Origin of the sequence: Tateyamaria sp., from assembly GCF_039940735.1 — a bacterium.
In the GTDB taxonomy this organism is placed as follows: Bacteria; Pseudomonadota; Alphaproteobacteria; order Rhodobacterales; family Rhodobacteraceae; genus Tateyamaria.
The window spans coordinates 1-3,060 of sequence record NZ_JBDVGB010000076.1 but is presented as its reverse complement, the minus strand read 5'-3'; the positions used below and the strand labels follow the sequence as shown (position 1 = coordinate 3,060).

At 55.9% G+C, this 3,060-nt stretch carries 5 protein-coding genes; 3 read left to right on the top strand and 2 right to left on the bottom strand.

Going from position 1 to position 3,060, the window contains the following annotated elements; all coding sequences use genetic code 11:
- Positions 1 to 955 (top strand): L-malyl-CoA/beta-methylmalyl-CoA lyase (locus tag ABJF76_RS16360; RefSeq protein ID WP_413822619.1); only part of this gene is annotated, 955 nt, incomplete at its 5' end.
- 9 nt (positions 956 to 964) lie between these two features.
- Here ABJF76_RS16360 and ABJF76_RS16355 read toward each other — a convergent pair.
- Positions 965 to 1,447, bottom strand: coding sequence for a transglycosylase SLT domain-containing protein (locus ABJF76_RS16355; RefSeq protein ID WP_413822103.1), 483 nt, complete (start codon positions 1,445 to 1,447; stop codon positions 965 to 967).
- 173 nt (positions 1,448 to 1,620) lie between these two features.
- Between ABJF76_RS16355 and ABJF76_RS16350 the strand changes: the two genes are divergently transcribed.
- The gene (locus ABJF76_RS16350; protein WP_413822104.1) at positions 1,621 to 2,088 is read left to right on the top strand and encodes a DUF302 domain-containing protein; all 468 of its coding nucleotides are present in this window, start codon (positions 1,621 to 1,623) and stop codon (positions 2,086 to 2,088) included.
- Positions 2,089 to 2,133: 45 nt separating this feature from the next.
- Here the strand turns inward: ABJF76_RS16350 and ABJF76_RS16345 are convergent, their stop codons facing one another.
- Positions 2,134 to 2,586, bottom strand: a complete 453-nt coding sequence (locus ABJF76_RS16345; RefSeq protein WP_413822105.1) for an Lrp/AsnC family transcriptional regulator — start codon at positions 2,584 to 2,586, stop codon at positions 2,134 to 2,136.
- A gap of 72 nt (positions 2,587 to 2,658) precedes the next feature.
- On the opposite strand from ABJF76_RS16345, the gene ABJF76_RS16340 reads away from it, so the two are divergent.
- Positions 2,659 to 3,060: LysE family translocator (locus ABJF76_RS16340; protein ID WP_413822618.1), on the top strand; the 402-nt coding region annotated here is incomplete at its 3' end.

Genomic DNA, 3,060 nt, shown 5'->3' with positions numbered 1-3,060 from the left:
GTTCCGTCTGCAACCAACACCACCGGCCCGCCCAAACCGTTGCCAACTGTTCGGTCCCGGCTCGCGCCCGGCGATCTTTGAAAAGATGGCAATGTCGGGGGCGGATGTGATCAACCTTGACCTCGAAGATTCCGTGGCCCCTTCAGACAAAGACAGCGCCCGTGCGAATATCATCAAAGCCACTCATGACATCGATTGGGGCAACAAGCTTTTGTCAGTGCGGATCAACGGGCTTGATAGCCCGTATTGGTATCGCGATGTGGTGGACCTTTTGGAACAGGCGTCCGACAGGCTGGATCAGATCATGATCCCCAAAGTTGGTAACGCCGCAGATATCTATGCGGTCGATGCACTTGTGTCTTCGATCGAGGCCGCCAAAGGACGCCGCAAACCGATCAGTTTCGAAGTCATTATCGAATCTGCGGCCGGCATATCCCATGTCGAAGAGATCGCTGCCGCGTCACCACGCCTTGCGGCGATGAGCCTTGGCGCTGCCGATTTCGCGGCCTCTATGGGCATGCAAACAACTGGGATCGGCGGCACGCAAGACAACTATTACATGCTGCAAGGCGGGCAAAAGCACTGGTCCGACCCGTGGCATTGGGCACAAACCGCCATCGTCGCGGCGTGCCGCACACACGGCGTATTGCCTGTGGATGGCCCGTTCGGTGATTTCTCTGATGACGAAGGATTCCGCGCGCAAGCCCGCCGCTCTGCGACACTGGGTATGGTCGGTAAATGGGCGATCCATCCAAAACAAATCGCCATCGCCAACGAAGTTTTCACACCCTCAGATCAAGCCGTTGCAGAGGCACGCGAAATTCTGGCGGCCATGGAAACCGCCAAAGCCAACGGCGAAGGTGCGACCGTTTATAAAGGGCGGCTCGTTGACATTGCCTCGATCAAGCAGGCCGAAGTGATCGTTAAACAATCCGAAATGCTGGCAGGCTCCTAGGTTGGCGGGTTAAGACGGCCAGTTCTTGCGCCCATCCACGCCGGTTTCGGCCACTAGGCCGCGTCGCTTCGCTTCGTAATAATAGCCGCGCGCATACCACTGAACGGCCCGATCCATGTCGCCATCAGACACCATCCACGCGCCACGCAAATAGCGGGTCGCGTAGCGCAAGTTCGTCTCAGCATCGAGTAAATCACTTGGCTCTCCTTTAAATCCCATGCTGCGCGCCGTGGCTGGCAGGATCTGCATCAGACCAAAATACGGCCCATTGCGCGCACTTGGGCGGTGTGTGCTTTCGCGGATAACAACGCGCTGCACAAGTGCTACGGGCACGTCGTTCTCTACCGCGGCTTGTTCGATCAAAGCACGCAACTGCGGCGTTTCATTCGGGTAAAGCGGGACGGCCACGGGCGCGGGCGCGGGGGGGAAATCAGTCGTTGCCTGTCCACAGGCCGTTAACGCAATACAAGCAATCAAAATCAAAAACCGCATCGGTTTACCTCTCAAGGGTGCAAATCCTATCCTGCGGGTATATCGCAAAAGGACGTTCGAACAGGCCCAGACGATTGCCTCAGCAGCAATCAGCCGATGACCGCACGCAACCGTGATTAGGCGGCGCCGTGCACTCATGGTTTTGTGAACTCAACCTTGATGGAGAACTAAAAATGCGCCGCCTACTGACCGCTCTGATCCTTGTTTCCTTCGCCAGTATGGCACAAGCCGAAATGGCACCACGCGACGGCTGGTCCGTGGTCCCCACGGCTAAATCCTACGACGAATTGATCGATGCGGTGAAAACCGCAGCCAAATCGAAAAAAATGGGCGTGGTCACACAAGCAGGTCCCACAGGGGCTGCTAAAAATCGTGGTATCACGATCCCCGGCAACCGGGTCATCGGCCTGTTCAACAACGTTTACGCTGTCAATGTCCTTGCCTTATCGACCGCAGCCATGATCGAAGCCCCGATCCGCATGTATGTCACCGAAAACAAAGACGGCAGTGCCACACTCAGCTACAAACTGCCCAGCACCGCCTTCGGCCCCTACATGGATGAAGCCGGGCCTGAACTCGCCCGCATGGCAAGTGAGCTCGACACGATTTTCGCCACGATCAGCACCGAAGCGACACAATAACTTTCATTGTTCTTTAAATACTCAAAATCCGAAGGGCAGCGCCAGTCAGGCCCGCTCGTCTTTCGGGGATCCCATCACCACGTAAGAGGTAATGCCATTGACCTGCGGCAGCGCGCCTAACAAATCCGTATGAAACGCCTTGTAAGCGGCGATGTCTGCACATTCGACGCGTAACAAATACTCAATTGTGCCGGTGATGTTGTGACACTCGCGCACCGCGCGGGCTTGAGACATCGCGCGTTCAAAGGCTTCTTGGCTGGCCTTGGAATGGTCGTTTAGCCCCACCCCGATGTACGCAACGAACCCCGCGCCAACCTTGGTGCGGTCTAGCACGGCGCGATAGCCTGTGATGATGCCCCGGCGTTCTAATTCCTGTACGCGACGCAGGCAGGCCGACGGCGACAGGCCCACACGCTCGGCCAATGCGATATTGCTCAACCTGCCGTCTCGGCCAAGTTCGCGCAATATGCGATCGTTTATGTCATCTAATTCGCCCATTCATTGCAAATTTTGAACCATTTTTTGCATATTTGCAATTTCAATCCATCATGTTTGCCCCATAAATTGCACATGAATTTTGATCTTGTCCCCGCCCTCGCAATGTTTGCCTTTGTCAGTTCCATCACTCCGGGGCCGAACAACCTGATGTTGATGGCGTCAGGTGCAAACTTTGGTTTTGCGCGTTCTGTCCCGCATATGCTGGGTATCGGGATCGGCTTTTCAGTTATGGTTCTGCTGGTTGGGGCCGGTCTTGTGCAGGTGTTCGACGCTTATCCGATCAGCCACCAAATCCTAAAGGTCGGATCGGTGATCTATCTGCTGTATCTCGCGTGGAAAATCGCCAATGCGGCCCCAGTCACTGCAGGTGACGGCGCAGGCAAACCCATGACATTTATCCAAGCGGCGGCGTTTCAATGGGTTAACCCAAAAGCATGGAGCATGGGACTCACGGCGGTCAGTGCCTATACGTCC

What these genes read in the sequence shown, in the direction of transcription:
- ABJF76_RS16355 (WP_413822103.1), bottom strand. Translation starts at nt 1,447, where the DNA reads ATGCGGTTTTTGATTTTGATTGCTTGTATTGCGTTAACGGCCTGTGGA.
- ABJF76_RS16350 (WP_413822104.1), top strand. Translation starts at nt 1,621, where the DNA reads ATGCGCCGCCTACTGACCGCTCTGATCCTTGTTTCCTTCGCCAGTATG.
- ABJF76_RS16345 (WP_413822105.1), bottom strand. Translation starts at nt 2,586, where the DNA reads ATGGGCGAATTAGATGACATAAACGATCGCATATTGCGCGAACTTGGC.